Source organism: Rhodanobacter sp. Root480 (assembly GCF_001426645.1).
GTDB lineage: Bacteria > Pseudomonadota > Gammaproteobacteria > Xanthomonadales > Rhodanobacteraceae > Rhodanobacter > Rhodanobacter ginsenosidimutans.
Genome location: NZ_LMEX01000004.1, coordinates 342,860 through 367,844 on the forward strand (window position 1 = coordinate 342,860; position 24,985 = coordinate 367,844).

Annotated in this window: 22 protein-coding genes; 10 read left to right on the plus strand and 12 right to left on the minus strand. The window is 65.6% G+C overall.

All coding sequences use genetic code 11. The features are described 5' to 3' along the window. The first annotated feature begins 2 nt into the window (after window positions 1-2). Window positions 3-443 carry a CHRD domain-containing protein gene (locus ASD22_RS15990; protein WP_056085534.1) on the plus strand — a complete coding sequence of 147 codons (441 nt, stop codon included), beginning with the start codon at window positions 3-5 and terminating at the stop codon, window positions 441-443. 251 nt (window positions 444-694) lie between these two features. On the opposite strand, the gene ASD22_RS15995 is transcribed toward ASD22_RS15990, so the two are convergent. The 7 genes from ASD22_RS15995 to ASD22_RS16025 all read right to left on the minus strand — a co-directional run bounded on the left by ASD22_RS15995 (window position 695) and on the right by ASD22_RS16025 (window position 8,436). Further along, entirely contained in the window at window positions 695-1,009 is a 315-nt protein-coding gene (locus ASD22_RS15995) for a hypothetical protein (RefSeq protein WP_056085535.1), read from the minus strand. Window positions 1,010-1,096: 87 nt separating this feature from the next. Further along, the gene (locus ASD22_RS16000) at window positions 1,097-2,209 is read right to left on the minus strand and encodes a GGDEF domain-containing protein (protein ID WP_056085536.1); all 1,113 of its coding nucleotides are present in this window, start codon (window positions 2,207-2,209) and stop codon (window positions 1,097-1,099) included. 269 nt (window positions 2,210-2,478) lie between these two features. Further along, window positions 2,479-3,690: an MFS transporter gene (locus ASD22_RS16005; RefSeq protein ID WP_056085537.1), complete on the minus strand. Its 1,212-nt coding sequence runs from the start codon at window positions 3,688-3,690 to the stop codon at window positions 2,479-2,481. Window positions 3,691-3,920: 230 nt separating this feature from the next. Continuing rightward, window positions 3,921-4,880 (minus strand): transglutaminase domain-containing protein, encoded by a 960-nt coding sequence (locus ASD22_RS16010; protein WP_082520313.1) that lies wholly within the window; start codon window positions 4,878-4,880, stop codon window positions 3,921-3,923. Between the two features lie 334 nt (window positions 4,881-5,214). Continuing rightward, the gene (locus tag ASD22_RS16015) at window positions 5,215-5,817 is read right to left on the minus strand and encodes an OmpA family protein (RefSeq protein WP_007080388.1); all 603 of its coding nucleotides are present in this window, start codon (window positions 5,815-5,817) and stop codon (window positions 5,215-5,217) included. Window positions 5,818-6,072: 255 nt separating this feature from the next. Beyond that, the gene (locus tag ASD22_RS16020; protein WP_056085539.1) at window positions 6,073-6,492 is read right to left on the minus strand and encodes a hypothetical protein; all 420 of its coding nucleotides are present in this window, start codon (window positions 6,490-6,492) and stop codon (window positions 6,073-6,075) included. A 159-nt stretch (window positions 6,493-6,651) separates the two neighbouring features. Further along, complete coding sequence (locus ASD22_RS16025) at window positions 6,652-8,436, minus strand: GGDEF domain-containing protein (RefSeq protein WP_056085540.1); 1,785 nt, start codon at window positions 8,434-8,436, stop codon at window positions 6,652-6,654. Window positions 8,437-8,814: 378 nt separating this feature from the next. On the opposite strand from ASD22_RS16025, the gene ASD22_RS16030 reads away from it, so the two are divergent. Then, window positions 8,815-10,386 (plus strand): alpha-L-arabinofuranosidase C-terminal domain-containing protein, encoded by a 1,572-nt coding sequence (locus ASD22_RS16030; protein WP_056085541.1) that lies wholly within the window; start codon window positions 8,815-8,817, stop codon window positions 10,384-10,386. A gap of 109 nt (window positions 10,387-10,495) precedes the next feature. Continuing rightward, window positions 10,496-11,974, plus strand: coding sequence for a GH1 family beta-glucosidase (locus tag ASD22_RS16035; RefSeq protein WP_056085542.1), 1,479 nt, complete (start codon window positions 10,496-10,498; stop codon window positions 11,972-11,974). A gap of 95 nt (window positions 11,975-12,069) precedes the next feature. Here the strand turns inward: ASD22_RS16035 and ASD22_RS16040 are convergent, their stop codons facing one another. The 4 genes from ASD22_RS16040 to ASD22_RS16055 all read right to left on the minus strand — a co-directional run bounded on the left by ASD22_RS16040 (window position 12,070) and on the right by ASD22_RS16055 (window position 15,430). Next, on the minus strand, window positions 12,070-13,092 hold the full coding sequence (locus ASD22_RS16040) for a hypothetical protein (protein ID WP_156459042.1): 1,023 nt from the start codon (window positions 13,090-13,092) through the stop codon (window positions 12,070-12,072). 150 nt (window positions 13,093-13,242) lie between these two features. Continuing rightward, the gene (locus tag ASD22_RS16045) at window positions 13,243-13,497 is read right to left on the minus strand and encodes a hypothetical protein (protein ID WP_056085544.1); all 255 of its coding nucleotides are present in this window, start codon (window positions 13,495-13,497) and stop codon (window positions 13,243-13,245) included. A 55-nt stretch (window positions 13,498-13,552) separates the two neighbouring features. Beyond that, window positions 13,553-14,380: a VOC family protein gene (locus ASD22_RS16050; RefSeq protein ID WP_235577672.1), complete on the minus strand. Its 828-nt coding sequence runs from the start codon at window positions 14,378-14,380 to the stop codon at window positions 13,553-13,555. A 135-nt stretch (window positions 14,381-14,515) separates the two neighbouring features. Next, window positions 14,516-15,430, minus strand: a complete 915-nt coding sequence (locus ASD22_RS16055; protein WP_162245083.1) for a sugar phosphate isomerase/epimerase — start codon at window positions 15,428-15,430, stop codon at window positions 14,516-14,518. Window positions 15,431-15,887: 457 nt separating this feature from the next. Here ASD22_RS16055 and ASD22_RS16060 point away from each other — a divergent pair, with 457 nt between their 5' ends. The 7 genes from ASD22_RS16060 to ASD22_RS16090 all read left to right on the plus strand — a co-directional run bounded on the left by ASD22_RS16060 (window position 15,888) and on the right by ASD22_RS16090 (window position 23,844). Continuing rightward, entirely contained in the window at window positions 15,888-16,847 is a 960-nt protein-coding gene (locus tag ASD22_RS16060; protein WP_156459043.1) for an alpha/beta hydrolase, read from the plus strand. A 325-nt stretch (window positions 16,848-17,172) separates the two neighbouring features. Further along, window positions 17,173-19,287, plus strand: a complete 2,115-nt coding sequence (locus ASD22_RS16065; RefSeq protein ID WP_343123429.1) for a TIM-barrel domain-containing protein — start codon at window positions 17,173-17,175, stop codon at window positions 19,285-19,287. A gap of 151 nt (window positions 19,288-19,438) precedes the next feature. Next, window positions 19,439-19,930, plus strand: a complete 492-nt coding sequence (locus ASD22_RS16070) for an SRPBCC family protein (protein ID WP_056085547.1) — start codon at window positions 19,439-19,441, stop codon at window positions 19,928-19,930. Then, window positions 19,914-20,267, plus strand: a complete 354-nt coding sequence (locus ASD22_RS16075; RefSeq protein ID WP_056085548.1) for a metalloregulator ArsR/SmtB family transcription factor — start codon at window positions 19,914-19,916, stop codon at window positions 20,265-20,267. The genes ASD22_RS16070 and ASD22_RS16075 overlap by 17 nt, the downstream gene beginning before the upstream one ends. Window positions 20,268-20,438: 171 nt before the next feature. After that, window positions 20,439-21,572: a DUF1615 domain-containing protein gene (locus ASD22_RS16080; protein ID WP_056085549.1), complete on the plus strand. Its 1,134-nt coding sequence runs from the start codon at window positions 20,439-20,441 to the stop codon at window positions 21,570-21,572. 177 nt (window positions 21,573-21,749) lie between these two features. Beyond that, window positions 21,750-22,364, plus strand: a complete 615-nt coding sequence (locus ASD22_RS16085; RefSeq protein ID WP_056085550.1) for a CPBP family intramembrane glutamic endopeptidase — start codon at window positions 21,750-21,752, stop codon at window positions 22,362-22,364. Window positions 22,365-22,530: 166 nt separating this feature from the next. Then, window positions 22,531-23,844, plus strand: a complete 1,314-nt coding sequence (locus ASD22_RS16090) for a hypothetical protein (RefSeq protein ID WP_056085551.1) — start codon at window positions 22,531-22,533, stop codon at window positions 23,842-23,844. A 36-nt stretch (window positions 23,845-23,880) separates the two neighbouring features. On the opposite strand, the gene ASD22_RS16095 is transcribed toward ASD22_RS16090, so the two are convergent. After that, window positions 23,881-24,897 carry a hypothetical protein gene (locus ASD22_RS16095; protein ID WP_235577673.1) on the minus strand — a complete coding sequence of 339 codons (1,017 nt, stop codon included), beginning with the start codon at window positions 24,895-24,897 and terminating at the stop codon, window positions 23,881-23,883. Between the last annotated feature and the right edge of the window lie 88 nt (window positions 24,898-24,985).

A 24,985-nucleotide genomic window follows, 5' to 3' on the forward strand; every position in this document is an offset into this window, starting at 1 on the left:
CCATGCAGAAGTCGCCATGCACATTGCTGCCACTTGCCGTGGCCGCCATGCTCGCTTTCTCCACCGCCGCCATCGCCAAGGACGTTTCCCTCAGCGGCGATTTCGCCGGTGAGCACGGCGCCGCCAGCCAGCCCTCGGGGCATGTGGCGGCCACCCTCGACACCACCACGCATCAGCTCAAATACACCATCGATTACGAGGGTCTCAGCGGCCCGGTCACCATCGCGCACTTCCACGGGCCGGCCAAACCGGGCGTGGAAGCCGGCGTGATGAAACTCATCCCCGGCCCGTACAAGACCGGCATGAGCCATACGGTGACCATCGACGCCGAGACCCAGTCGGCCATGCTCGACGGCGCGACCTATGTGAACCTGCACACCAAGGCGCACCCGAAGGGCGAGGCACGCGCGCAGATGAAGGTCGACGAATCAGCGGGGATGTAACGCCAGCCCACGCACTACGGCAGATTGAGAGGCCGGAAGAATCCAGTGCGTTGCCTCAGGGAAACTCTGATTTTGCCCATCATCCCAGCGAGGCGCTTTTCAACGGCCGAACGGCCGGTCAAGCGGGGATCCAGCGCCTCCAGGCCATGCAAAGAAAAGACGCTGGATTCCTGCTCCCGCGGAATGACGAGGAAAAGCCGATTGATCAGACCTTTCCTCAGGAGGCGAGTCGCTTGCCGACTCGCCTCGATTCACCGACCGCCCCGCGACTGATGGACCAGGAAGCTGAAATAAATCAGGTAGAGGGCCGTCGCGCCCAGCGGCAGCGCATACCACGCGTACGACTGCGCGCCAGCGCCTTGCCAGTGCCGAACCAGCACGATTGCCGCGCTCCACAAACACGTGCCGGGCAGCACCAGCGCCGACAGATCCAGCACCCTCACCTGAGCCGGCCGAAAGTCACCGCCGTTGACCAGGCCGCCCGCTGAGAAGGCGACCAGCATGAACAGGCAAACGGCCAGCATCAGCTGCCCGAACGTACCCAGCAAAGTCCAGACGATCGACATCCCATTCCCCTTTGGTTCGATACCGGCCTCCGACGAGCCGGACGGCTTTTCATATCCTGTTGCGTCGCCCGCCGCGCGCTCGCCCGATCAAGCCGGCGCCGCACTCTCCGCCCGATTTCGTCCTTGTTGCTTGGCGGCGTACAGCGCGGCATCGGCGCGATGGAACAGGCTTTCGGCCGTATCGGCCGGTGTGACGCTGGCCACGCCGCAACTGATGGTGATGGACAGGTCGTCGATCAGCGGCGCGCGTGCCACGTGCGCGCACAGCGCGTGGGCCTTGCGCAGCGCGTCGTCGAGCCCCGCCTCGGGCAGCACGATCACGAACTCCTCGCCACCCCAACGGCCCAGCGTGTCGCCATCGCGCAAGGCCTGCCGTGCGCGCAACGCCAGCGCCTTCAGTGCCCGATCGCCCACCGGATGGCCGAAACGGTCATTCACGTCCTTGAAGTGGTCGATGTCGATCATGATCAGCGCGAAGCCGCTGCCGTAGCGCTCGAAGCGGGCGAGTTCGTAGCCAACCACCTGCGAGATCCGTCGCCGGTTGGGCAATCGGGTCAGTTCGTCGGTGTGCGACAGCGTCGCCAGTTCGTCCATCGTCAACTGCGCCACCTGCAGGCGCTGCTGGTAGCTGGAGAAGAAATACAGCGCCGCCACCAGCACCGCCGAAACCATGTGCAACTGGATGGTGAAGTTGGCGAACCGCGGCGACGGCGACTGCAGCAGGTAAGGCAGGCTGATCACCAGGAACAGCGCCATGATCCCCAGCGAAATGCGCAGGCTGGATTTGTGCCCGGCCACGATGAAGGCGAACACATAGATCACCGGAATCCACAGATACAGCGGTTCGAGGTCAATGCGGCCGCCGTAGGAGGGGAAGTACAGCCGCAGCACCATGCAGGCCGCGCAGATGCCGGCGGCAAACAGCAGGCACATCATCTCGACCACCCGCTCGGGCAGCATCCGCCCGCTGACCGCCGCAAACATCAACGGGTGAAAGACGAGGTTCGCCACAAACACGTCGCGCAGCGCCGGTGAGGAGATGCCGCCCAACGCCATCAGCGTCCAGGCCAGCACCGTGCTGATCCAGGCCAGGCTGAAAATCGCCAGCATCACGACGCGCTTGCGCTCCCGGCCGGCGTAAGGTTCCGGCCGGCGCTCGCCGTTCGGGGGCGGCGCGGCAGCGTCGATATTCAGTGGCATCGGGATACGTTCGCACGGCATGCGGAAGGGCCATGCGTCGTCGATCGCCGACAGTCGCGGGGGGCTGACAAGTGCGGCGCGACTTCGGTCATCCTGGTGTCCCCCGTTGCCAGTCGATGGCGACGCCGCCCGATGGCGACGACAGCCACGGGCGAAGCATGCCTTCCGGCCGCGAAAAAAAACAGCTTGCGCGCCGCGCATCCCTGCCTGGCGCGCGGCGGAACGGTGCAGCGTGGGCCTGCGCCACATCGACCGCGCAAGGCGGGAAATCAGGGCGCGCGCGGGTCCAGCGCGGTCGGCGTGGTGTTCACCAGCGGCACGAAATTGTCGTCCGCTGTCACCTCGCGCTTGCGGCGGGTGAAGCGATACAGCGCGTAGGCGGCCAGTGCGCCGTCGAGTACCGCGAACCACACGAACAGCAGCTCCGGCCGCAGCAGATACATCAGCGCGCCGGCCAGCAGCGGCCCCACCGCCGAGCCGACGCCGTTGACCAGCAGCACGGTGCTGGAGGCCGACAGCAATTCGTCGCGGTGCAGGTAATCGACCAGGTGCGCCACGGCGATCGGATACAGGGTGAAACTCATGCCGCCGAAGACGAAGATCACCACCATCGCCACCGCCCCGCCGGCCGCCGGCAGCAACAGGTTGACCACCGCCGCCAGCGCCGCGACGACGCTGATCAGCGACAGCGCGAGGCGGCGGTCGATGCGGTCGGAAAAGCGCCCCAGCGGCCATTGCAGCACCACGCCGCCGGCAATCGCCGCGCTCATGTAAGTGCCGATGTCACCCGCCCCCAGCCCACGCGCAGCGGCGTACAACGGCAGCAAACCCCAGAACGCGCCGAGCACCAGTCCGGAAATGAATGCACTGACCAGCGCCGTGGGCGCCAGCCGGAACAGGCGCCTGACCTGCACCTTGGGCATCGAACGCAGCTGGGGTTGCGGCTGGGTGGTCAGCACCACCGGCAGGCTGGCGGCACAGAACAGGATGGCGACGACACAGAACAGCACGAAGCCCTCGCCCGGGATGCGCAAAAGCTGCTGCGCGGTGGCGCTGGCCGCCAGGTTCACCATCATGTAGACCGCGAACACCGAGCCGCGATGTGCCGGCTCGGCCACCGCGTTGAGCCAGCTTTCGATGATCGCGTACAAGCCGACCAGCAGCAGGCCCTGCAGCACGCGCAGCACCAGCCACACGCCGTAGACCGGATCGAGCGCCTGCACCAGCACCACCACCGCCACCAGCGCCGTGCAGAACGCAAACGTGCGGATGTGGCCGATGCGATGCGTCAGCCGCGGGATGGTGTAGGTGCCAAGCAGGAACCCGGCGTAATAGGCGGACGTCAGCACGCCGATCATGGCCACGGAAAACCCCAGCGCACGCCCCTCCAGCGCAATATGCGTGTGCAGCAGGCCGACTCCCATCAGCAGGAAGACGGTACTCAGCAGCAGCGGTGTCGCGGTGCGGATGGTGGACAGCATGAGGTAGGCAGGCGATGGGCAGTGCGCGCTGTACCGCCCATGGCAGGCTTTCGACGGCGACGCGGAAAAGGGAGCAGAGGCAAGCCGGATGATCCGGCCCGCCCCTACCTTACAGGACAGGCCGCAACGGCCCGGGCGGCGTCGGCATACGGGTTTCGTCCGCACAGCTTAGGCCGCCGCGCGGCAACCGGGACTGAACTTTTGGCGGGTGCCCCGGGCGCCACCGGAGCCTAGTTGCCCGCCGTGCTGCGGCCGAGCGTGGCGGCGCGATTCAGAGCCGATTCGGCCGCGCGCTCCTTGCCCAGCTGCCGATAGGCGTGGGCCAACCCGGTGAAGAAGCGGGGCTCCTTGTCGTACAGGCGGATGGCCTGGCGATAGTGCTGCGCGGCCGCCTCGTAATCCCCCTCCCTTGCCGCGCCCTCGGCCTGCACGAACGCGAAGTAGGGGTCCTTCGCCTGGATCTTCTCCAGCCGCCGTGCGTAGGTGACGCGTTTTGCCTCCTCGCCGCCGTCCCGGTAAAGCGTCACCAGGTTGACCAGTGCGCTCGAGTTTTCCGGATCCAGTGCCAGCGCCTTCAGGTAGTCGCGTTCGGCGGTTGCGCGGTCGCCCTTGCGCAGGCTCAACACGCCCGCGTTGGCCCAGGCGCTGGGATAATGCGGGGCCAGCTGCAACGCCATCGCCATGTACGGATCGGCCACGGCGGGCGAGGCGCCCACCAGCAGCTCGGCGGCACGGTTGTTGTAGTACAGCGCCAGCAGGTGCGCGTCGGTAATCCGCTGGGGCGGGCTGCGCGCCACAAGCAGGTCCCGCGCCACATCGATCGTGTAGTGCGACTGACCGATCAGGATTCCCGCGTTTACGTGGTTGAAGCCGTAGACGATGTCCCGCTCCGCGCGCCACGACACGACGTCGACAAGCTCCTGCCCATAGGCATCGAGGCCCGCTTCGCGCGCCAGCGCCACGGTCAGCAGGGTGAAGGTGAGGCAGTTGGCCTTGCGCGCGCGATACGCCTGTTCGACGGTATACGTGGCGTCGACCGCGTACTCCATGCCCAGGCCGGTCTTCTTGAACAGGAAACCCGCCAGCCGCTCCAGTCGCGATCGCCGCGAGCCGCCCCCGTCAATCACCTGCGCCTGCAACTGCGTGCGCAACTCGGGCGGCAGCGCCATGACCTGTTCGGGGCGCGGCATGGGGGGCAACACCGGCGTCACCGGTGCAGACGGGGCAACAGTCGAGGCAACAGCAAGCAACGCTGCGTACGCCAGAATGACCATGTCGAAACCTCCACGCCTGGGGAGGGGCGGGAATGGTTACTGGGGTCAGTCTAACCTTTTCGAGGGCCTTGGCTAGTGCTGCCACGAACGGGCCGGCAGCCGCCGAAAACCGGGCCATCCAGCCCGCCGGACCAGCAGATCGACACGCCAGCGCAACATGACCTGGGCGGCAAAAAAACAGGGGCGGCGCGCGACTTCCGGAAAAGCGCGCCCCGCCCCTGTCGGGATGTCACAGATGACCTGCCTGCAATCAGCCAGCGCTGGCCTGCGCGTTATTGGCGCTGCCGGCAAAATCCACCACCAGGGTGACACGGCGATTGGACGCGCCCGCATCGCGCGACTGGCCGCGATCCACCTGGCGGTTGCTGTCCTCGCCATAGCTCACCGCGCGCAACTGATCGGCTGACAGGCCGGTGCCTACCAGGTAGTCACGCACCGCCTTCGCGCGTTGCTCGCCCAGCCGATGGTTGTAGCTTTTGGAGCCAGCGGGGTCGGCAAAGCCTTCGACGGTGACGGTCGCGCCGGGATAGTGGCTGCTGATGACCTTGGCGAAATCGTCCAGCAAGGGTTTGTCCTGATCGCGCACGGTGGCGTCGTTGAACGCAAAGTGCGCCGCGGTATCGACCCGTACCCGGCCGCCCATCTGGGCGATCTGGGCATCGTATTTGGCGAACCGCTGCTGCATTTCCTGGGTCAGCGAATCGAGCTGTTGCTGTTGCTTCTGATCGTTGGCTCGCAACTCGGCGATTGCCGAATCGAAGTCCGCCTGTTTCACGTAGTGGGTGCAGCCACCCAGCGCCACGGCCGCAATAAACAGCGGAACGGACACCTTTCGCATCGTCGAGTTGATCATGGCTTCTCCTCGGGTAAGGAGCCGGTGACTTCAGCTACAGACGCAGCCATCGGCTCGGGCGTCGTCCAACCTAGCATCGCCACGCCGCGGAAATATTTACATTGCCTGACTCGGGGAGCCGCGCCCGGAAAATCCTGAACCGGGCCCGAAAATGCGCATCGGCCGTGCCGGATCGGCAAAAACACCGCTCCACCCCCGCCTTGTCCGAGGTGCAGGCCGGGCTGATGGCCCATCCAGCGCAACCGCTGGAGACGTCTAGGTGGCCGGGGGAAGAAGCCCCGGCACCGTCACCTCGGCGGCGGCCGCGTATTTGATCACCATCAAGATCATCAACAGCATCGCCAGCAGAACCCCGATGGCACCGATACCGAGGAACGGCTCAAGCGCCGCCTCGGGCGCCGCATTGCCATAGAGCAGCAGCAGACCGGCAAGCAAGACCACCGTGGCGGCCTGGTGCAGCACGAACTGCGTCTGGGCAATGGCCCTGCGCGGCTGGTGCAGCCAAAGCCGGTGGATCAGCCCGTACACCAGCGACACCACGAAACCCACCAACAGGATGTGCGCGTGCGCCACGTACTCCGCATGATTCTTCGACGCGGCCATGTAGATGCCCACGCCCATGCCGACCACGGCATAACCCAGTGCCCAGACCAGATACTTTCTGTCGAAACCCATGACGCTCCCCCAACCCGGATGCACGCCGGCCAACACGGGCCGACCGCGGTCGTCCATCAGACTCGTCGCTTGCAAACGGCAGCGGGCAGGACGCCCGGCAAGTGTACGCACTTCAAAATGCGGCAGCGTTCATGGCGTTGGCGGCTTTCCACTGCCGCTTCACGCCGGGACGAAGCCGGCATGCTCGGTGTGCATCTCGATGCGGTTTCGGCCGCGGTGCTTGGCCTGGTACAGGGCCGCATCGGCCTTGGCCATCAGGGCCGGCAACACGTAGCCGTTGCCGTCGCTGGAGGCCAGCCCGAAGCTGGCCGATATGGCGCCTTCGACAATCTGTTCGTCGAACAGGGTGGTGGCGATGGCCGCGCGTATCCGCTCGACGATCGCCATCGCATCGCCCAGCGAGCACTCCGGCAGCACCAGCCCAAACTCCTCGCCGCCCAGCCGTCCAAACACGTCGATGGAGCGCAGATGGGTCTGGCACAGGGCCACGATCCGGATCAGCACGGCATCGCCCGCCGCGTGCCCGTAGGTGTCGTTGATGCGCTTGAAGTGATCCAGGTCGATGACCACCACGCAGACGTGGCGCGAGGATTTTTCCGCGTAGTGCAATGCCTGTTCGGCCTCCCACACGAAATGCTGGTGGTTGAGGATGCCGGTGAGGCTGTCGCGGCGCGCCAGCCTCTTGAAGCGCAGCTGCGAGCGCTTGAGCCGGATCAGCCAGAAGCCGATCGAGGCGAGCACGACCAGCAGCAAGGCCAGGTAGAGCCGGCTGGCCTCCATCGCCTTGCGGTCCAGCGCCTGCTGCAACTCCAGCAGGCTGTTCTGCTTGCCCAGCTCGGCCACCTGCAACTTGTGGATGGCCAGTTGCTGGTGAACGGCGTGGTAGGCCAGCGCGATGGCCTGGGTGTTGTTGACCGAGCGGAACTCCACCTCCTTGTAGTGCCGGTAATAGTCCAGCGCAGCGCGGTAATCGCCGGCCTTGTTCTCCACTTCGTAAAGCACCCGATAGACGTTTTCCGACAGCCCGTCGAAATCGCCCTTGGCATCCATCGCCAGCGCCGCCAACGCCCACCGTTTCGCCGACACCACATCGCCGCTGACCCAGTACGCGTAACCGAGCGTGCTGTGAAGCACATAGACATGCGCGCGGTAATTCTGCGCAATGACACCCGGCGTTATGCGCTTGAGCAAGGCCAGCGCCGCGCCGGCATCGCCCACGTCCGCCTGCCGCCGGGCAAGATCCAGCTGCACCGTATTGGCGTAGATCGGCTCGCCGGCCGCGACACAGGTGTCGATCGTCTTGCGGTAGACCGGATCGGTGGGCGGCAGGTCGCCCTTGGCGTTCAAGGCGCCGAACAGGTAGACATAGGGACGGCAGAGCGATTCGCCCGGCGGCGTGAATTGCTCCATCTGCCGGGCATACTCGGCCGCCGGCTCCGGCTGTTCGGCCGAGGCCATCAGCTGGGACAGTTGCGACAGCACCACGTAAGTCGCGTGGCGGTCGTGCAGCCGCGGCAACACGGCCGACAACTGCTCGGCCAGCGCAAAAGCCTCGTCATAGCGGTGCTGGATCGCCAGCATGTTGAGCAACATGCCGTTGGCCAGACTTTGCTGATCCAGGCCACCGTGGGCAACGACCTCGCGAAGCAACGGCTCGGCCTTCGCATACTGGCCCTCGAACAGCGCCTCCCACGCATCCAGCAGGCGCAGTTGCCCTTGCTGGTCGGACGACAGCATCGCCTGGCGGCGGTGGAGCTGATCCAGCATCTGCAGAAAGCGCGGGTGATCCTTCGCGCGTATCGCCTTGGCCTGCGCCAGCAAGGTTGCCGGATCCACCGCCGGCGCATCGGCCAGGCTCGCGGTGCCGCAAAGAAGCAGAGCGATGGCCAGGCCGAACACGCCCAGGCGTCGCCGCCACGCGATGGCTGGTGGATTACGCGCCATGGGGCGTCTGCTGTGTGGCGGAATCCCCGCGCCCTGCCCGCGGACCGCCCACCGGCGACGTCGCACCGGCCACGACCCTCCGACGTCTCCTTGCGCTGGTCCGATTCGATGACCTCATGCGGCCCCTGCCCCGATGCATCCCCGCACCCCGGGTTGTGTCGCCCATCTTACCCAGCCGTCGCCATAAAGCGCAGCACGCCGCATCGCCGCAGGGCCGGAGGCGGCGGGAACTGGCCCTGACACCGTGTTTTGTTTCATGCTCAGCCGTTCGGGCGGCCGCCGGTGCGGATAGGGAAATCGTCGCTACACCCTGACCCGCGATCAGCACTCCCGTCCTTGCTCACCCGACCATCCACCGACTACCCAAGGGGACATCCCATGCGTCATCTCATGACCGTCGGCCTGTGCGCGCTGGCCACCGCCTTCGCCGCCGCGGCGCCAGCGAACGCCGCCGACCGGGCGATCCGGCTCACCGTCGATGCCGGCAAGCCCGGCGCCACCATCGATCGCCACCTTTTCGGCCAGTTCGCCGAACAGCTCGGCCATGGCATCTACGGCGGCATCTGGGTGGGCAAGGACTCCGCCATCCCCAACACGCGCGGCATCCGCAATGACGTCGTGGCCGCGCTGAAGGCGATCAAGGTGCCCAACGTGCGCTGGCCTGGCGGCTGCTATGCCGACAGCTACCACTGGCGTGACGGCATCGGCCCCGAGCGCACCACGCGCGTCAATACGGCCTGGGGCAACGTGGTCGACTCCAACGCCTTCGGCACCGACGAGTTCATGGACTTCGCCAAGCAGGTCGGCGCCGAGGCCTATATCTCGCTCAATGTCGGCTCCGGCAGCGTGGCCGAGGCGCAGGACTGGATGGAGTACATGACCGCCGACCAGCCCACCACGCTGGCCAAGCTGCGCGCCGCCAATGGCCACCCCGCGCCCTACCGCGTCGCCATGATGGGCATCGGCAATGAGAGTTGGGACTGCGGCGGCCTGATGACGCCGGACGAATACACCGCCGAGCTGCGCCGCTACGCCCGCTTCGTGGGCAGCTACAACGCGAAGGAGCCGTCGCTGAAGATCGCCGTCGGCCCCGGCACCGACGACACTGCCTGGACCGAGGCGGTGATGAAGACCTGGAAGGAACGCCACGGCTGGTCGTTCGACATCCAGGGCCTGTCGCTGCACTCGTACACGATCTACGACGGCTGGCCGCCGCACATGCCGTCCACGAATTTCGACGAATCGGCCTATGCGCACGTGATCAAGGAAACCCTGAAAATGGGTCCGCTGATCGACAAGCAGTCCGCCGTGATGGACAAGTACGATCCGCAGAAGAAGATCGCGCTGGTGGTCGACGAATGGGGCGCATGGCTGGCGCCGACGCCAGGCACCAACCCCGCCTTCCTGATGCAGCAGAACAGCCAGCGCGACGCCATCCTGGCGGCCCTCAACATCAACATCTTCGCCCGCCACGCCGACCGCGTGCGCATGGCCAACATCGCCCAGATGATCAACGTGCTGCAGGCGATGATCCTCACCGACGGCCCGAAGATGGTGCTGACGCCCACCTACGACGTGTTCAAGATGTACGTGCCGTTCCAGGACGCCACCTTCATCCCCGTCAGCTATGACGCCGGCTCCTACGTGCACGGCGACACCACGTTGCCGCGCCTCGACGCCATCGCCGCCAGGGGCAAGGACGGCAGGATCTGGCTGTCGCTGACCAACCTCGATCCGAACCGGCCGCTGGACGTCGACACTGCCGCGCTTGGCTTCAAGGCGACATCGGCGGACGGCCAGACCCTCAGCGCGCCGAAGGTCGACAGCGTCAACACCTTCGATCATCCGCGCACCGTGGCGCCCAGGTCGATCAGCGGCACGCTGAAGAACGGCGCCATCGTGCTGACCTTGCCACCCGCGTCGGTGACCGTGGTGTCGCTGCAGCCGTGACCGTGCGGGGCCGCTCCATCGCGGAGCGGCCCCGTTCGGATGCATCATGCGATCTTTACCGCCGGTGTCGGCAACTACCTATCGTGCAAACTCACAGGAAGGGACAGCGATGAAAAGACGGGACTTCTTGCGGACGGGCCTGGTGCTTGGCACCGGCGCCGCCACCTCCACCCTGGCACTCGGAAAAGGCCTGGCCGCGGCATCGGCCGCCAAGGCCATGGAAGCCACATCGGCGCGACCGCGCATCCATCCAATCCATTACAGCTTCCCCAAGGACTTTCGCTGGGGCTGTGCCACGGCGGCCTACCAGATCGAGGGCGCCGTCGACGAGGACGGGCGCGGCAAGACCAACTGGGACATCTTCTCCCACACGCCCGGGCAGGTGGCCAACAACGACAACGGCGACGTCGCCTGCGACAGCTACCACCGCTACGCGGAAGACATCGAGCTGCTGAAGAACCTGGGCGTGCGCAACTACCGCCTGTCGATTGCCTGGTCACGCATCTTCCCCGAGGGGCGCGGCAAGCCGAACCAGAAGGGTGTGGATCACTACAACAAGGTGATCGACGCGCTGCTGGCGGCGGGCATCGAGCCCCACGTCACGATGTTCCACTGGGATCTTCCCGCCGCACTGCCCGGCGGCTGGCAGAACCGCGACACCGCCTATGCGCTGGCCGACTATTCGGGCTACGTCGCCAGCCAGTTGTCCGACCGCGTGCACCACTTCATGACGGTGAACGAGCTGCGCTGCTTCACCGATCAGGGTTACGGCTCCGGCATCAAGGCGCCGGGCCTGAAGCTGCCCCAGGCCGAGGTCAACCAGGTGCGCCACCACGGCATCCTTGGTCATGGTTTGGCCGTCCAGGCGATCCGCGCGCACAGCAAGCCCGGCACGCAGGTGGGGCTGGCGGACAACACCGTCTTCTTCCTGCCCGCGTTCGACACGCCCGAGCACATCGCCGCCGCGAAAAAGGCCACGCGCGAGAACAACGCGATGTTCATGACGGCAATCATGGAAGGGCGCTACATCGACGAATACCTGAAACAGGAAGGCGACGCCGCACCGAAGGTAGAGCCCGGCGACATGAAGATCATCAGCAGCCCGCTCGATTTCGTGGGGCTCAACATCTACGCGCCGGAATGGGTGCGCGCCGATGACGGCCCCACCGGCTACAAATACATCCCGCACATCCCCTCGTCGCCGCGCATGGCCTCGCCGTGGCTCGTCGTGGGGCCCGAAGTCGCCTACTGGGGCGTGCGGCTGACCAGCGAGCTGTGGAACCCCAAGGCGATCTACATCACCGAAAACGGCGCCTCCGCCGACGACCCGGTCGTCGACGGCCATATCGACGATACCGACCGCATCATGTACCTGCGCAACTACGTGGGCCAGTTCCAGCACGCCGTCGCCGAAGGCTATCCGCTGAAGGGCTATTTCCTGTGGAGCCTGCTGGACAACTTCGAATGGGCAGACGGCTACACCAAACGCTTCGGCCTGCACTACGTCGATTTCGCCACGCAAAAGCGCACCCCGAAACTCAGCGCCGCCTGGTACAAGGAAGTGATCCGGCAAAACCGGGTGGTGTGACAGCCACGCGGCGAGGCGCTCGCCGGGCGCACTCCAGAAGCTTTCGTCCACCAAAGGAGGACGAAAGCTTCTGGCTTTACCCCAAAAATGCCCGATCAGTCATTGCGGCACGCCACTCCAGCACAGCCCATGGTGTTGAAGTCATAAATGGTGGAGTGGCCTCGTTCACCAGTGGGCCGCGGCACGCCCTTGGGCACGAAGAAAGTGGCGGCATTCGCTCCATACAAACCCGAAGGGAATGTGTACGCCTTGAGCACCACATAGGCGCGGAACATCCCCGGCGGCCGCGCCGGCGGCGTCCCTCCGGCGATCGGTGGAGCGTCCCGTACCACGTCAGGTCGGGCGCGCTCCGCGGCCTGCCATGCGGCGGCATCGGCGCTGTCAGCGTGGCGCAGGAATCCATCGCGAACGGCCTGCTCCAGGCCGGCCGGCCCGGCCAACTGCGAGTTCGGCAAACGGAACGCCGACGCCGGCTTGGCGCCAGCGTCGGTCAGCAACTCCACGCCAACTGCCAGCGGGGCGCCCACCACTACCTGGCCGTTGTGGGCGGGATAGAGCATGTCCACCGGGCGGCCGAACACCCGTCGTGCGATCGGGTTGAGCATGGCGGCCTTCTTCGGCGCGACATAGAAATAACCGCAAGCGCCGCGGTTCTCATGCGTGCTTACCAATACCGGTACACGGGACGGCAGCCCGGTGATCACCTGCCGGTGGTAACCGCCAACCAGCACGGCGAGAATTTGCGTCCCCTGCGTCCAGCCGATATTCCAGACCGTGGGCTCGTAGCTGCCAAGCATCAGTATGACCGGCGCATCCGGCTGATTCACCGCCACGTCCATCCGGGTCGCGGTGTGGCCACTCTGGTCGATCTGGAAGTCCTGCTTGCTGCCGCCATAACTGCCAGCGGCGTAGACCTTGACCGATGCCGGGATGCGCAGGCCACCAAATTCGCAGGCTGTTGCCGAGCTCTCCGTCGATGGAGTGTGCGCAAATTCAAAGGGCTTCGTCCGCAACTCTGCGGCGGGCTCGGCGGCAGGTTCGACTGGCGCGCGCACGGGTGCTGCGGGCACCGATCCCGCGGCTGAGTTGTCGCTCTTTGCCGATGGCGAGGGCGGCATGTCACATCCAGCCATGACAACGAATGCCACTATCGGTAACGCGCGGAACGACGTCCTCATGATCGAAATCCTTCTCGTGGTTTTCCCTGCTTCAAAGAAATATCCGGCAGCGAACCATCACACCGCGCCGGCCTCCACCGCCCCTTCCGGTTATCTCCCCATCGCCTCGGTCTCTGCCGCCTTCCGCGCAAGTTCCTTGATCCTGAGCGCGCGCAGCTGCTCGGACTTCTTGAGCCCTTCGCGCGCTTCCTTGATCACTTCGTGGGCCAGATTCTGGCTGGTGTGATGCCGCTTCGCATCGATGGCGGCATCCAGCCGCTGCTGGGCGGCCCGGATCCCCTTGTCGACGCGGTAGAGAGGAGCGTGCGGGTTCGTGGCCAGCGGTGGGGCGTAGCTTTTCGTCATGGTGTTTCGTCGTGTAAAACGCGAGCCTGACACATCGACGCGAAGCAAAACGCCTTCATCGTGTCGGACTCTCGGCAGTGAACGGAGAACAGCAAGGCTTGGCCACGGGCTGGAATTCCATCAGTTCCACGCGGGTGCCATCCGGGTCGTAGAGGTTTGCCTGCCACTTGCCATCCCTGCCCATTTGCGGGCCGTCGTGGCGTGGGCTCAACCGGTCCTGGTCGATCAGCGTCGTCACCGCCGCCTCCATGTTCGGCACGCCCAGCGAGAGGTGATTGAGCACGCCCAGTTGATGGGCGTCGACATGGTCGAGCGGTACCGTCGAGCCCGGGCCCACCATCATGTATTCCAGCCAGTCCGTTCCATCGGGTACTTGCTGGGATATCCAGTCGACCGCGCCCTCCTTCATCGCGCCGTGCCAGTAAGGGCGAAAGCCCAGGATGTCGCGGTAGAAAGCATCTTCTTTGGCGCGGTCGTGGACCAGGTAACCGACATGGATGATGCGCCCGCTGATCGCACCGGCCACGGCGGTGGTGTCGCTGGTGGCCGGTTGCACGAATTGCACTTCGTTGCCTTCCGGGTCGTTCACCGAGAACCACTTGCCGTCTTCGCCATGATGCAGCTCACTCGTCCCGGTCACGCCACGCGCCAGCAGATAGGCGCGCAGGCCTGCCACATCGGCGGTGTTGTACGCCACGTGCGCCAGCATGCTCTTGCCGTGATGCGCCGGTGCGGGCAGCACTTCGACGAACTGCTGCGGGCTGAAGTAATAGCGCACGCCTGCGGTCGTCTCCGGGTCCGCACCTTTTTTCGCCCCCAGGATCACCGTGTAGAAATGCTCGCTGGCCGCGCGGTCGGTCGAATAGACGGCCAGATGCGACACGCCCGTAATCGCCGGGCGCACATCCTTCGCCAAGGCTGGGCTTGTCGCTCCACCCAGAAGCATCGCCCCTGCCATCGCCACGGCTCCAAACGTGAATTTCCTGCCCATCATGGCGCTTCCCCGTTGGTGGCTTGATTACAGCGATTGCAGATAGTCGCGGCACGCCGCCAGCGATTCCATGATCGGCTGCACATGCGGCGGTTCCTGTTCGACGAACGCGTGCACCACGCCGGCCTTGCGTGCGGCGGCGAAGATCGGCGGCCAGTCGATCACGTCGCCGGTGCCGATCACTCCACTCGCGAAATCGTTGCCATAGGTGCCCGGCGCAGGCCGTGCCTTGAGACCCTTGATGTGCAGCAGGCGGATCCGGTCGGCATGCTTCCTCAGCAGCGCGATCGGATCGACGCCACCGGCCACCGCCCAGGCGACATCCAGTTCCAGCTTCACCAGCGCCGGGTCGGTGTGTTCCAGGATCACGTCGTAGCCGCGCTGTCCGTCGTACTCGGCGAACTCGATCGGGTGGTTGTGGTATCCGAGCTTCAACCCCGCCGCCTTCGCCAGCGCACCGATCCGGTTGAGCTCGGCCGCGTTCTTCTTCCACGCGTCGAGCGTCATGGCGTCGCGGATCGCCGGGATCCAGTCGCCCTCCCCCAGTGGTTTGTCCGGCCGCGGTGAGGACGCCACGATCCACTGCACGCCCATCGCCCGCGCATCCGCGATGCGGGCAGCGGCATCGCCGAACAGGTCGCCCATCGAGAAATGCGCGCTCACCGGCTTCAACCCGGCCTGCACGATCGCCTGGCGAAACGCCTGCGGCGTGCGTCCGTGCAGGCCCGCCGTTTCGATTTCGCGGTAACCCAGCGTCGCAAGCTGCGCCAGGGTGCCCTCGAAATCCTGATCCAGCTCGGCCTTTACCGACCACAGCTGCACGCCCAGCGGCCACGGATAACCGCCGCCGGCCGCCCACGCAAAACGCGGCAACACACTTGCCACCGCACCGGCGCCCAATACACCCATTACACCCAGCATCTCGCGCCTCGTCATCGTCATGCCGTTCTCTCCTTGCTGCCGGCCGCCGTTGCGACAGCCGCGCGCGAAACCATCGCCTCCGGCAACGCAAGCCCGTGCCGACGGCGTCCGATGTGGCGCCCACATGCGCCGTGTCGCCCGTGCCCTCCGCGTAGGTATAACGCATCGCGGCCGGCCTTCCCATCCCGACTCCACGCCCCCGGCGACAAGCGCGGGAAAACCCTCGACTGGTTGTATCCCCCGGTGTGGAGAAGCCCCGACCAAAAAGTACCCGCGGCGGGCCGGGTGTGCGACCGATGGCCGTGATGTTCGGCAAGCAGCGACTGTGATAACAAAACCGGCGAAATATAGATGGCTAAACGAATATGGCACTTCGAAAAGAATGTACAAAACCGCTGTCGATTGATGGATTGCAAACGCACACGCGCAATTTTTTACGTAAGATCAAACGGACCATCGACCATGAAGGAGAGATCGCGTGAAGCAAGTGGAAAGCATGACGAAAGTGCGCCGTTCCAGCCGTAACGCCTGCCTGACCCTGGGCCTGGCACTTGCGTTCGCCCTCGCCGCCCCGGCCCAGGCGCAGAACGACAAGATGACCCCGATCCCCACGCCCGCGCAGGCCAACGCCATCGAGCTGGGAACGGGCGCGCTGCCGAATGCCACGGCGAGCGAGTCGTGGCACAGCCAGTACGGCAGCACCTTCGCGCGCAACGTCACCGTCGCCACGCTCACGCCTTACCTGCCCGATGCGGGCAAGGCCACTGGTGCAGCGGTCATCGTCGCGCCGGGTGGCGGCTTCAGGACGCTGTCGATGGAGAACGAAGGCTCGGACGTGGCCAAGGCGCTTGCCGCCCAGGGCGTCGCCGCCTTCGTGCTGAAGTATCGGCTGAAGCAGACGCCCAAGGACATGGCCGGCTTCGAGGAGTCGATGAAGAAGATGTTCTCGTCGACCGCCAAGCGACCGGAGCCGAAGGCAAGCGACGTCATCTCCGATCTCGCCCCGCAGCTCGCCGACTCGCGCGCGGCCTTCGAACTGGTGCGCAAGAACGCCGCCAAATGGCACGTCAATCCCAATGAGGTCGGCATGGTCGGCTTCTCCGCCGGCGCCATGCTGACGCTGGCCACCGAACTGAACGACAAGACCGCCAAACCCGCCTTCATCGGCATCATCTACGGCCCGCTCGCCGCGGTGAAAGTACCGGCCGACGCGCCGCCGATGTTCGTGGCGCTGGCCGCTGACGATCCGTTCTTCGGCAACGCCGGCTTCGGCCTCATCCAGAGCTGGCGCGACGCCAAGCGGCCGGTGGAATTCCACCTGTATGAGCAAGGCGGCCACGGCTTCGGCATGTACCAGAAAACAACCACCAGCACCGGTTGGTTCGGCGACTTCTCCCGCTGGCTGACGATGCACGGCTGGATCAAGCCGGCGCACTGAGCTTCATACCGGGCGCGGGCGGCAAAATTTCGCGCACATCGAGGCGGCGGGCACCAGCCGCCGCCCGGACCTTTGCCAGGGTGAATCGTGCGATCACGAACGCGCCCGGCTCGATGCCTGTCCCCGGGGGCGGCACGTTCTTTCAAAGATAATGGAGACGCCTGTGCCCCCATTGCGATTCATCACGCTGGTTTGCTCGCTCGCGCTCATGACTGGTGTGCAAGCCCATGCGGACACTGTCAAGGCGAGGCTCGACTCGAACACGGGGCTGGCGCTTTCCACCGAAAAAGGCGTCCTGCATCTCGCGCCGTGGACGAGCCGGATCGTGCACGTCGAATTTGGTACGCCGGGCTATGCGGGCAACTACAACCCCGCCGTCATCGCCACGGCGTCCAAGGTTCAATTCAAGATCAGCGAAACCCGCGCCGCATATGTACTGAAGACCAGCGACCTGAACGTCGAGGTCGACAAGGCGACTGCGCGCGTCAGCTTTTTCGACAAGGCGCACCATCTTTTGTTGCAGGAGGGTGATCGTGATATCGGCGTGGGGACAAGGCAGGATTTCCTGACGCACACGCCCATCTATGGCCTCGGCCAGCACCAGAATGGCCTGCTCGACTACAGCGGGGCCAGGGTTCATCTGCAACAGGCCAATACCGATGTCGCCGTACCGATGATGGTGTCACCGCAGGGGTTTGGCCTGTTGTGGAACAACGCCTCGGTGATGGACGTCGATGTCGGCGTGGCGGGCAAGCCCCCGCTGGTCGTTCATAACGAAGCGGGCCCGGGCATCGATTACGACTTTATCGCCGGGCCGGAAATCCACGACGTCATCGCCGGGTATCGCTGGCTGACCGGCGATGTGCCGATGATGGCCCGCTGGACCTGGGGCATGTGGCAATCCAAGGAGCACTACGCCACGCAGGATGAGCTGGAATCGATTCCGGCGCGCTACCGCAAGATGGGTGTGCCGATCGATGCCGTCGTGCAGGACTGGCAGTACTGGCGGGACGGGCAATGGGGCAGCCATCGCATGGATCCGGCTCGCTACCCCGATCCGGCCGCGATGGTGGAGGCCATCCACGCCATGCACGTCCACACCATCATCTCCGTGTGGCCACGCTTTGATCCGGGCACCGACAATCTGGCCGCGTTGAGCAAGGCCGGCGCGGTGCTTCCCGGCGTCTATCCGAACGTTTATCCGCCCGGCTGGGGGCGCTGGTACGACGCGTGGAATCCGCAAGGGCGCGCCCTTTACTGGCAGCAGGTCATGGCGCGTCTTGGTGTCTACGGGTTCGATGGCTGGTGGCTCGATGGCGATGAGGCCGAACTGGGTGGCGCAACCGGCGAGATGCGCGAAATCGCTACGGCAGCCGGTCCGGGCATCGTCGTCAACAACTCGTTTCCGCTGCTGCATACCTCGGCCGTGCATGACGGCATGCTGCGTGACCAGCCGGGCAAGCGCGTTTTCATTCTGTCGCGCTCGGCCTATGCCGGCCAGCAGCGCAACGGCGTGATCACCTGGTCGGGCGACACCCATGCCAGCTGGGAAACGCTGCGGCGTCAGATTCCGGCAGCGCTGAATTTCTCGATGAGCGGCATCCCTTACTGGTCGGCGGACATCGGCGGCTTCTTCAGCCCCGACCAGGCGAAGGACCCCGGCTATACCGAGTTGTTTGTGCGTTGGCACCAGTTCGGTGTGTTCAATCCGATGTTCCGTATTCACGGCGCCGGCAACGGCAAGGAGATATGGACGTTCGACCCCGCCACGCAAAAGATCCTGATCGACGATGTGAAACTGCGCTACCGCTTGCTGCCCTATATCTATGCCACCTCATGGGACGTCACCGCCCATCAAGGCACGATGATGCGCGCGCTGGCATTCGATTTCCGCACCGACCCCAAGGCGTTGGCGGTGACGGACCAGTACATGTTCGGCAAGGAGGTTCTCGTCGCACCGGTGCTGCAAGCGGGCGCCACCGCGCGCAACGTCTACCTGCCTGGCCCGGATGGCTGGTACGACTTCTGGACTGGCGCGCGACAAGCAGGCGGGCGCACCGTGTCGGCAGCGACACCGCTGGCGCATATTCCGCTGTTCATCCGTGCGGGTTCCATTCTGCCCCTGGGCCCGGTCAAACCCTATGCCGACGCACCGAGTGATGAGCCGACGGAACTGCGCGTTTTCCCCGGCAAGGATGGCGATCTCACCTATTACGATGATGCAGGCGACGGTTACGGTTATCAGAAGGGCCAGTACGCCACCATCGCCATGCGCTGGAACGACACCTCGCACACGCTGAAGCTTGCTGCGCGTCAGGGGCACTATCGGGACATGGCAGCGAAACTCGCCTTTCGCATCACCTGCAAGCAGGGCAGTGCAGGCCGCGTCCTGAGCTATGACGGCGGGGCGCAAACCGTGTCGCTGCCCGACTGTCGGTGATGGGCCCTGCCTCAAACCCGTAAAGGATTTTCGGTGAAGCCGCTCTGTTTTCATTCGCCGAACCAACGCCAGGAGTTTGGCAACCTTAAGGTTGCATGTCGGGCATGACTCGTGCATCATGCAACCTCCCGGTTGCCATCGAGGATCGCCCATGGGTTCGTCTACTGATCGCATCGAACAACACATCCTGCTGCGCGCACCGCTGGAACGGGTGTGGCACGCACTGACCGATGCCCGCGCGTTCGGCGCCTGGTTCGGCATGGCGCTGGACGGCCCCTTCGTTGCCGGCCAGGCGATCACCGGCACGATCCAGCCCACCCAGGTCGACGCCGAAGTCGCGAAGTTGCAGGCGCCGCATGCCGGCACGCCATTCACGCTGTACATCGAACGCATCGAGCCGATGCGCATGTTCGCCTGGCGCTGGCATCCCTACGCGATCGAGCCGGGCATGGATTACGAGAAGGAGCCGACCACCCTGGTCACCTTCGAACTCGAAGCGGTGACGGAGGGCATCATGCTGCGGCTTGCCGAGTCGGGCTTCGATCAGCTGCCGGCCGCGCGCCGCGACGACGCGCTGCGCGCCAATGCCGGTGGCTGGGCCATGCAGATGGGCAACATCGAGAAATATGTCGCCGCGCACTGAACGCCCACGGCGCAAGGCCGGCGCGTTGTCCGCCAGCGCGCCGGTATTCGCCGCGCTGGGCGATGCCACCCGGCTGCGGCTGGTCGTCGCGCTGTGTGCCGGCGGCGCGCTGTCGATTGCCCAGCTCACCGCAGGCACCAACATCACCCGCCAAGCCGTCACCAAGCATCTGCAGGTACTTGCCGACGCCGGCCTGGTCCAGGACCTGCGCCAGGGCCGCGAGCGGTTGTGGGAGTTCACGCCGGCCCGGCTGGACGAGGCACGCCAGGCGCTGGACACGATCAGCGCACAGTGGGGCGCGGCGCTGACGCGGCTGCAGCGTTTTGTTGAATCGTGATGGCGACAAGGCGGCCACGGTTTCGGCATGCACCCGAGAGAAACGCCACGGCGGTGGGCACCGCCCGCCGCCGAATTTTTGTGCGGTGAGCGCGAGTCATCGACTTGCTGCTTCACTGCACTCCCTGTACAGAACATCCCTGCCCCTGTTCTGGCGGATGACCGGCCTGACATGAACATGCCCGCTGCAGCGCCCGACCATCCTTCCCGACCCGCCTTGCATCGCCGCCTGGCCGCATGGCTGGCCGCAGCGTTGCTGGCGGGCTGCGCCTCCCAGCCAACCCAGCCGCCACGCAGCCCGGCACAGGTGCGGGCGCAGATCGTGCGGTTGATGCCCGCCGGCGTGACCGATCGCGAGGGTTGGGCCACCGACATCCAGGTGGCTTTCGCGGCGCAAGATATCGAACCGCAGGCGTCCAACCTGTGTGCAGTGCTGGCGGTGGCCGAGCAGGAATCGGGTTTCAAGGTCGACCCGGTGGTGCCGGGGCTGGCGAAGATCGCGCGGCAGGAGATCGACCGCCGTGCCGGGGCGAAACACGTGCCCGGTTTCCTGGTGGATGCGGCGCTGTGGTTGAAGTCGCCCGATGGCCGCCGCTACAGCGAACGGCTGGCGGCGGCGCGCACCGAAAAGCAGCTGAGCGGGATCTTCCAGGATTTCATCGGCATGGTGCCGCTGGGCAAGCGCCTGTTCGGCGACTTCAACCCGGTGCACACCGGCGGGCCGATGCAGGTGAGCATCGCGTTCGCCGAGGCGCACGCGCAGGACTATCCGTATCCGGTGCAAGGTTCGATCCGTGATGAGGTGTTCAGCCGGCGCGGTGGCATGTACTTCGGCATCGCGCACCTGCTCGGCTACCCCGTGGATTACCCGCAGCCGCTCTATCGCTTCGCCGATTTCAACGCCGGCTGGTACGCCAGCCGCAACGCCGCGTTCCAGCAGGCGGTGAGCGTCGCTTCCGGCATTCCGCTGGCGCTGGATGGCGACCTGCTGCCGCCGGGCGCCGGTTTCGGCGATCGCCCCGGTGCCACGGAACGGGCCGTGCGCAGCTTGTCCGCGCCGTTGGACATGAGTGATCGGGCCATCCATCGCGCGCTGGAACAGGGCGAGAGTCACGACTTTGCAGACAGCAAACTCTACGCCCGCGTGTATGCGCTGGCCGACGCCATCGAACACAAACCGCTGCCGCGCGCGCAGTTGCCGGGCATCACCCTGAAGAGCCCCAAGATCACCCGCAAGCTCACCACCGCATGGTTTGCCGGGCGCGTGGACCAGCGCTGGCAGCGCTGCATGGCACGGGCGAAATAGCGGGCTCGACGAATCACCTGTCGCCGAACGTGACGATGGAATGCGGACTTGTATGACGCATGGCAGTTGTGGCGCCCGTGACCGCCGTAACAGCATCGGCGCAACTGCCGGATTGTGGAAGGTAGCTCGAAAGCCCGGCCACTCCGGATCCCCGTTCTCGCAAAACAGGGAAAAACCATGTGGCTTGTATCACCTGCGGTGAATGCGCTGATGGCGGTCCTGTTGCTGGCGGGCGTGCCGTTCCTGGGTTATTTCTTCTGGCATAAATGGCGACATCGGCGGCGCCTCGCCGACATCGCACGTCGCACAGGCCTGCAGGGATCGAGCGCCCGCTATCTGCTGATCAGTGCGGCGACAGCGCTGGTCGTGGCATGCGTGCTGCTGCTGTGGCAACCGCCGATGGCGCCGTTCCTGCGGGAAGGATCGCCGCAGCGGGTCTTTGCCGGGCTGGGGCTGGGCGTGCAGGCTGTCGTGATGGCGCTGCTTTACGGTGTGGTGCAGACCGGTTTCGTGGAGGAGCTGGTATTCCGCGGCCTGATCGCCGGGAGCCTGGCGCGACGGTTGCCGCTGGCGTGGGCGAACCTGCTGCAGGCGCTGATCTTCCTGCTGCCCCATCTGCTGATCCTGCAGACGATGCCGCAGATGTGGATGCTGCTGCCGTTGGTCTTCCTGCTGGCGTTGGCGATGGGCTGGGTGCGCATCAGGTCGGGCTCCATCCTGGGGCCATGGCTGGTGCATGCCACCTTGAACGTCACGATGTGCCTGATGGTGGCCGTACGCACGGCGGCCTGAGCTTCGGCAACGAGGTGTGATCCGCCTTTGCTGATGGCCGCTGACCTTCACTCCTTGGTGAGGCGGTGAATCGTCAATTTCCGCCCAGATCCGGGAGCTCTCATCGCACCCATCTCAGGTGACAGCCTGCTTGACGACATCGACATCACAGCAAAGAGGCCACCGCATGAAGCCTTCATCGCTCCCTTCGACGGCAACGTCAGCCGACGCGACACAACGCCGATGGATCGCGGGCATCGTCATCGTGACGCTGCTGACCGTGGCCGCCATGATCGTCGTCCTGGCCGTCGGCGGCCGCCCCGATCCGGCGCCGCTGCGCGCCGCTTCCACCCTGCTCGACGGCAGCTGGCGATTTCACACCGGCGACGATCCGCGCTGGGCGGCCGCCGACATCGACGACAGCGGCTGGGAGACGATGGACCTGACCGCCCCGCCCGGCCAGCACGACGGCGACGTGGGCCTGCCCGATTACGTGGGCGGATGGAGCGCACACGGCCACCCGGACTATCACGGCTACGCCTGGTATCGACGCAGGGTGACGGTGCCGGGCACCAGCGCGTCATGGGACATCCTGGGGCCGACCCTGGTCGAAGACGGGTATGCGCTGTACTGGAATGGCCAACTGCTGGGTGGCTCCGGCCGACTCGGCCCCCGCCCGCGCCTGGTCGGCACGCGGCCACTGCGGTTCGCCCTGCCCGCCGACGCGGCAGGCACCACCGGCGTGCTCGCCGTCCGCACCTACATGCTGGCCCGTTCCGGCTCCAGCGCGGAGGCCGGCGGCATGCATACCGCGCCGATCCTGGCACCGCGACGCACCAGCGACGCGCTGCACCGCGCGCAGTGGTGGCGGACCATCGCCGGCTACATCGTCGACGCGGTCGAACCGGCCGCCATGCTGGCGGTCATCGCCCTGGCGCTGGCGTTCAGCTCACGCAGCGACCGCAAGGGCTTCCTGCTGTTCGCCTGCATCGCGCTGGCGCTGACGGCCGCCCGGCGACTCAACAACGCGATCGTGTCATGGACCGACCTGCAGGATCTGCGCACCTACACGTGGCTGGCCTCGGTGATGTGGGTACCGACGATGACCGCCTGGCTGCTGGCCTGGAACCGTTGGCGCCTGCCCGCATGGCGAAGCATCGATGCACTCGCCGTCGCGCTGGGCATTGCCGGCATCGTCGGCGCGCTGGCCGACCTGCCGATCTGGACGAACATCAGTCGACTGGGTTCGCTCGCGCTGTTCGTCGTGCTCATCGCGCGCATCGTCCGCGGCAGCCCGCCCCGCATCCTGGCACTCGTCACCCTGGCCACGGTGCTGGCCGCCCTGTTCGGCAGCGAACTGCTCGATCCGATCGGCGTGCCGGGCATCTGGTTCCCATTCAACATCGGCGTATCGCGCACGCAATACATCTACGCGATCAGCATTCCGTTGCTGGCTGTCCTGATGGTGCGGACGTTGCTGCCGAGAAACGGGCAGCGGTGACGGAGGATGCAGGTGCAGATGGCTCTGCCGATCTGCTCAGGAACGCAGCAACTTCCCGACCCATGGCCACGCAAAGGCCAGCAACGCCAGAACAACAACCACGCCAGCCACCCACTTGGCTTTCGCCAACTCGCGCCTGCTTTCGCCGGCGATCAGTGCCATGTCCTGGTCCAGTTGTGCCATGTCCCGCGATAGCCGCTCCGGATCCGCCAGCGACGCCTCGACGGCGTCGGGCTTCTGCATCCGGGCCGTGATGGCGTCCATCCGCTGCAAGGCCTCGTTGTACTGGTCGGACATCAAGGGGTTCCAGTCGTGGTCGTGGCCGGTCGCCTGCTTCCACAACAACCGAGCCAGCGCATAAACCACTTTCGGCTGCTCTTTCGACTTCGGCAGACCCACGTCCACGACGCCACGGGCAAGCGCACCAAGGTGAAACATCGCCAGCAGCCGATCGGTCCAGTGGATGGTGGTGGCCACTCGCGCGAACTGCTTTACGCGAAACATCAGCCGAAAGCTCTCGGCACCGTTGCGCTGATTGACCACACACAGGAAGACACCAGACACATCGCGCCAGGCAATCCGGCCATTCAGCGGCGTGGCGAAACCCGCCGAAGTCAGCTCGAGCGCGGGGTGCCCGATTGCGGGCAAGGTACGCGCCAAGATCAGGCCACCGCTCACGAGAAAGACCGCGCCAACGAGGACGGGAATCCAGTCCTGCCGTACCGTCGTGACCCCCAAATGCCAGACCCCTGCCCCGGCCGCGACCAGCAGCAAGCCAAATGGCACCACCCAGATCGAGCGAGGAACCCGCAGCGAATCGCCGGGACCCCAGGTCCTTCCGGTGAGCTCGTCGAGGCGACGCTGACCCTCGGCGCGCTTGCGCTCCTCCAGTCGCCGCTCGCGGCGACGGTCGCTGAAATACGCCAGCGCTATCACGGCGATACCGATGATCAACACAATCAAGGATGCGGGATGGCTGCGCAGCCCAGCCAGGCCTGCCCCGACAGCGATCACGCCGAAAATCACCAGAAAAAGATTGACGAGCTGAGGCATGTTCGACCCACCTTCCATTGGCAAGACCGCGATTGTGACCATCCCGCTGGCTTCATCGCAATGCCGCGCCCGAAAAAATTTTCCGGAC

Bases quoted from the DNA above. Each gene is read 5' to 3' on its own strand.
- ASD22_RS16080 (WP_056085549.1), top strand. From the start codon at position 20,439: ATGAACATGCCCGCTGCAGCGCCCGACCATCCTTCCCGACCCGCCTTG.
- ASD22_RS16020 (WP_056085539.1), bottom strand. From the start codon at position 6,492: ATGGGTTTCGACAGAAAGTATCTGGTCTGGGCACTGGGTTATGCCGTG.
- ASD22_RS16090 (WP_056085551.1), top strand. From the start codon at position 22,531: ATGAAGCCTTCATCGCTCCCTTCGACGGCAACGTCAGCCGACGCGACA.
- ASD22_RS16045 (WP_056085544.1), bottom strand. From the start codon at position 13,497: ATGACGAAAAGCTACGCCCCACCGCTGGCCACGAACCCGCACGCTCCT.
- ASD22_RS16010 (WP_082520313.1), bottom strand. From the start codon at position 4,880: ATGCCGCGCCCCGAACAGGTCATGGCGCTGCCGCCCGAGTTGCGCACG.
- ASD22_RS16040 (WP_156459042.1), bottom strand. From the start codon at position 13,092: ATGCCGCCCTCGCCATCGGCAAAGAGCGACAACTCAGCCGCGGGATCG.
- ASD22_RS16035 (WP_056085542.1), top strand. From the start codon at position 10,496: ATGAAAAGACGGGACTTCTTGCGGACGGGCCTGGTGCTTGGCACCGGC.
- ASD22_RS16055 (WP_162245083.1), bottom strand. From the start codon at position 15,430: ATGACGATGACGAGGCGCGAGATGCTGGGTGTAATGGGTGTATTGGGC.
- ASD22_RS15990 (WP_056085534.1), top strand. From the start codon at position 3: ATGCAGAAGTCGCCATGCACATTGCTGCCACTTGCCGTGGCCGCCATG.
- ASD22_RS16015 (WP_007080388.1), bottom strand. From the start codon at position 5,817: ATGATCAACTCGACGATGCGAAAGGTGTCCGTTCCGCTGTTTATTGCG.
- ASD22_RS16025 (WP_056085540.1), bottom strand. From the start codon at position 8,436: ATGGCGCGTAATCCACCAGCCATCGCGTGGCGGCGACGCCTGGGCGTG.
- ASD22_RS15995 (WP_056085535.1), bottom strand. From the start codon at position 1,009: ATGTCGATCGTCTGGACTTTGCTGGGTACGTTCGGGCAGCTGATGCTG.
- ASD22_RS16005 (WP_056085537.1), bottom strand. From the start codon at position 3,690: ATGCTGTCCACCATCCGCACCGCGACACCGCTGCTGCTGAGTACCGTC.
- ASD22_RS16075 (WP_056085548.1), top strand. From the start codon at position 19,914: ATGTCGCCGCGCACTGAACGCCCACGGCGCAAGGCCGGCGCGTTGTCC.
- ASD22_RS16095 (WP_235577673.1), bottom strand. From the start codon at position 24,897: ATGCCTCAGCTCGTCAATCTTTTTCTGGTGATTTTCGGCGTGATCGCT.
- ASD22_RS16085 (WP_056085550.1), top strand. From the start codon at position 21,750: ATGTGGCTTGTATCACCTGCGGTGAATGCGCTGATGGCGGTCCTGTTG.
- ASD22_RS16030 (WP_056085541.1), top strand. From the start codon at position 8,815: ATGCGTCATCTCATGACCGTCGGCCTGTGCGCGCTGGCCACCGCCTTC.
- ASD22_RS16070 (WP_056085547.1), top strand. From the start codon at position 19,439: ATGGGTTCGTCTACTGATCGCATCGAACAACACATCCTGCTGCGCGCA.
- ASD22_RS16000 (WP_056085536.1), bottom strand. From the start codon at position 2,209: ATGCCACTGAATATCGACGCTGCCGCGCCGCCCCCGAACGGCGAGCGC.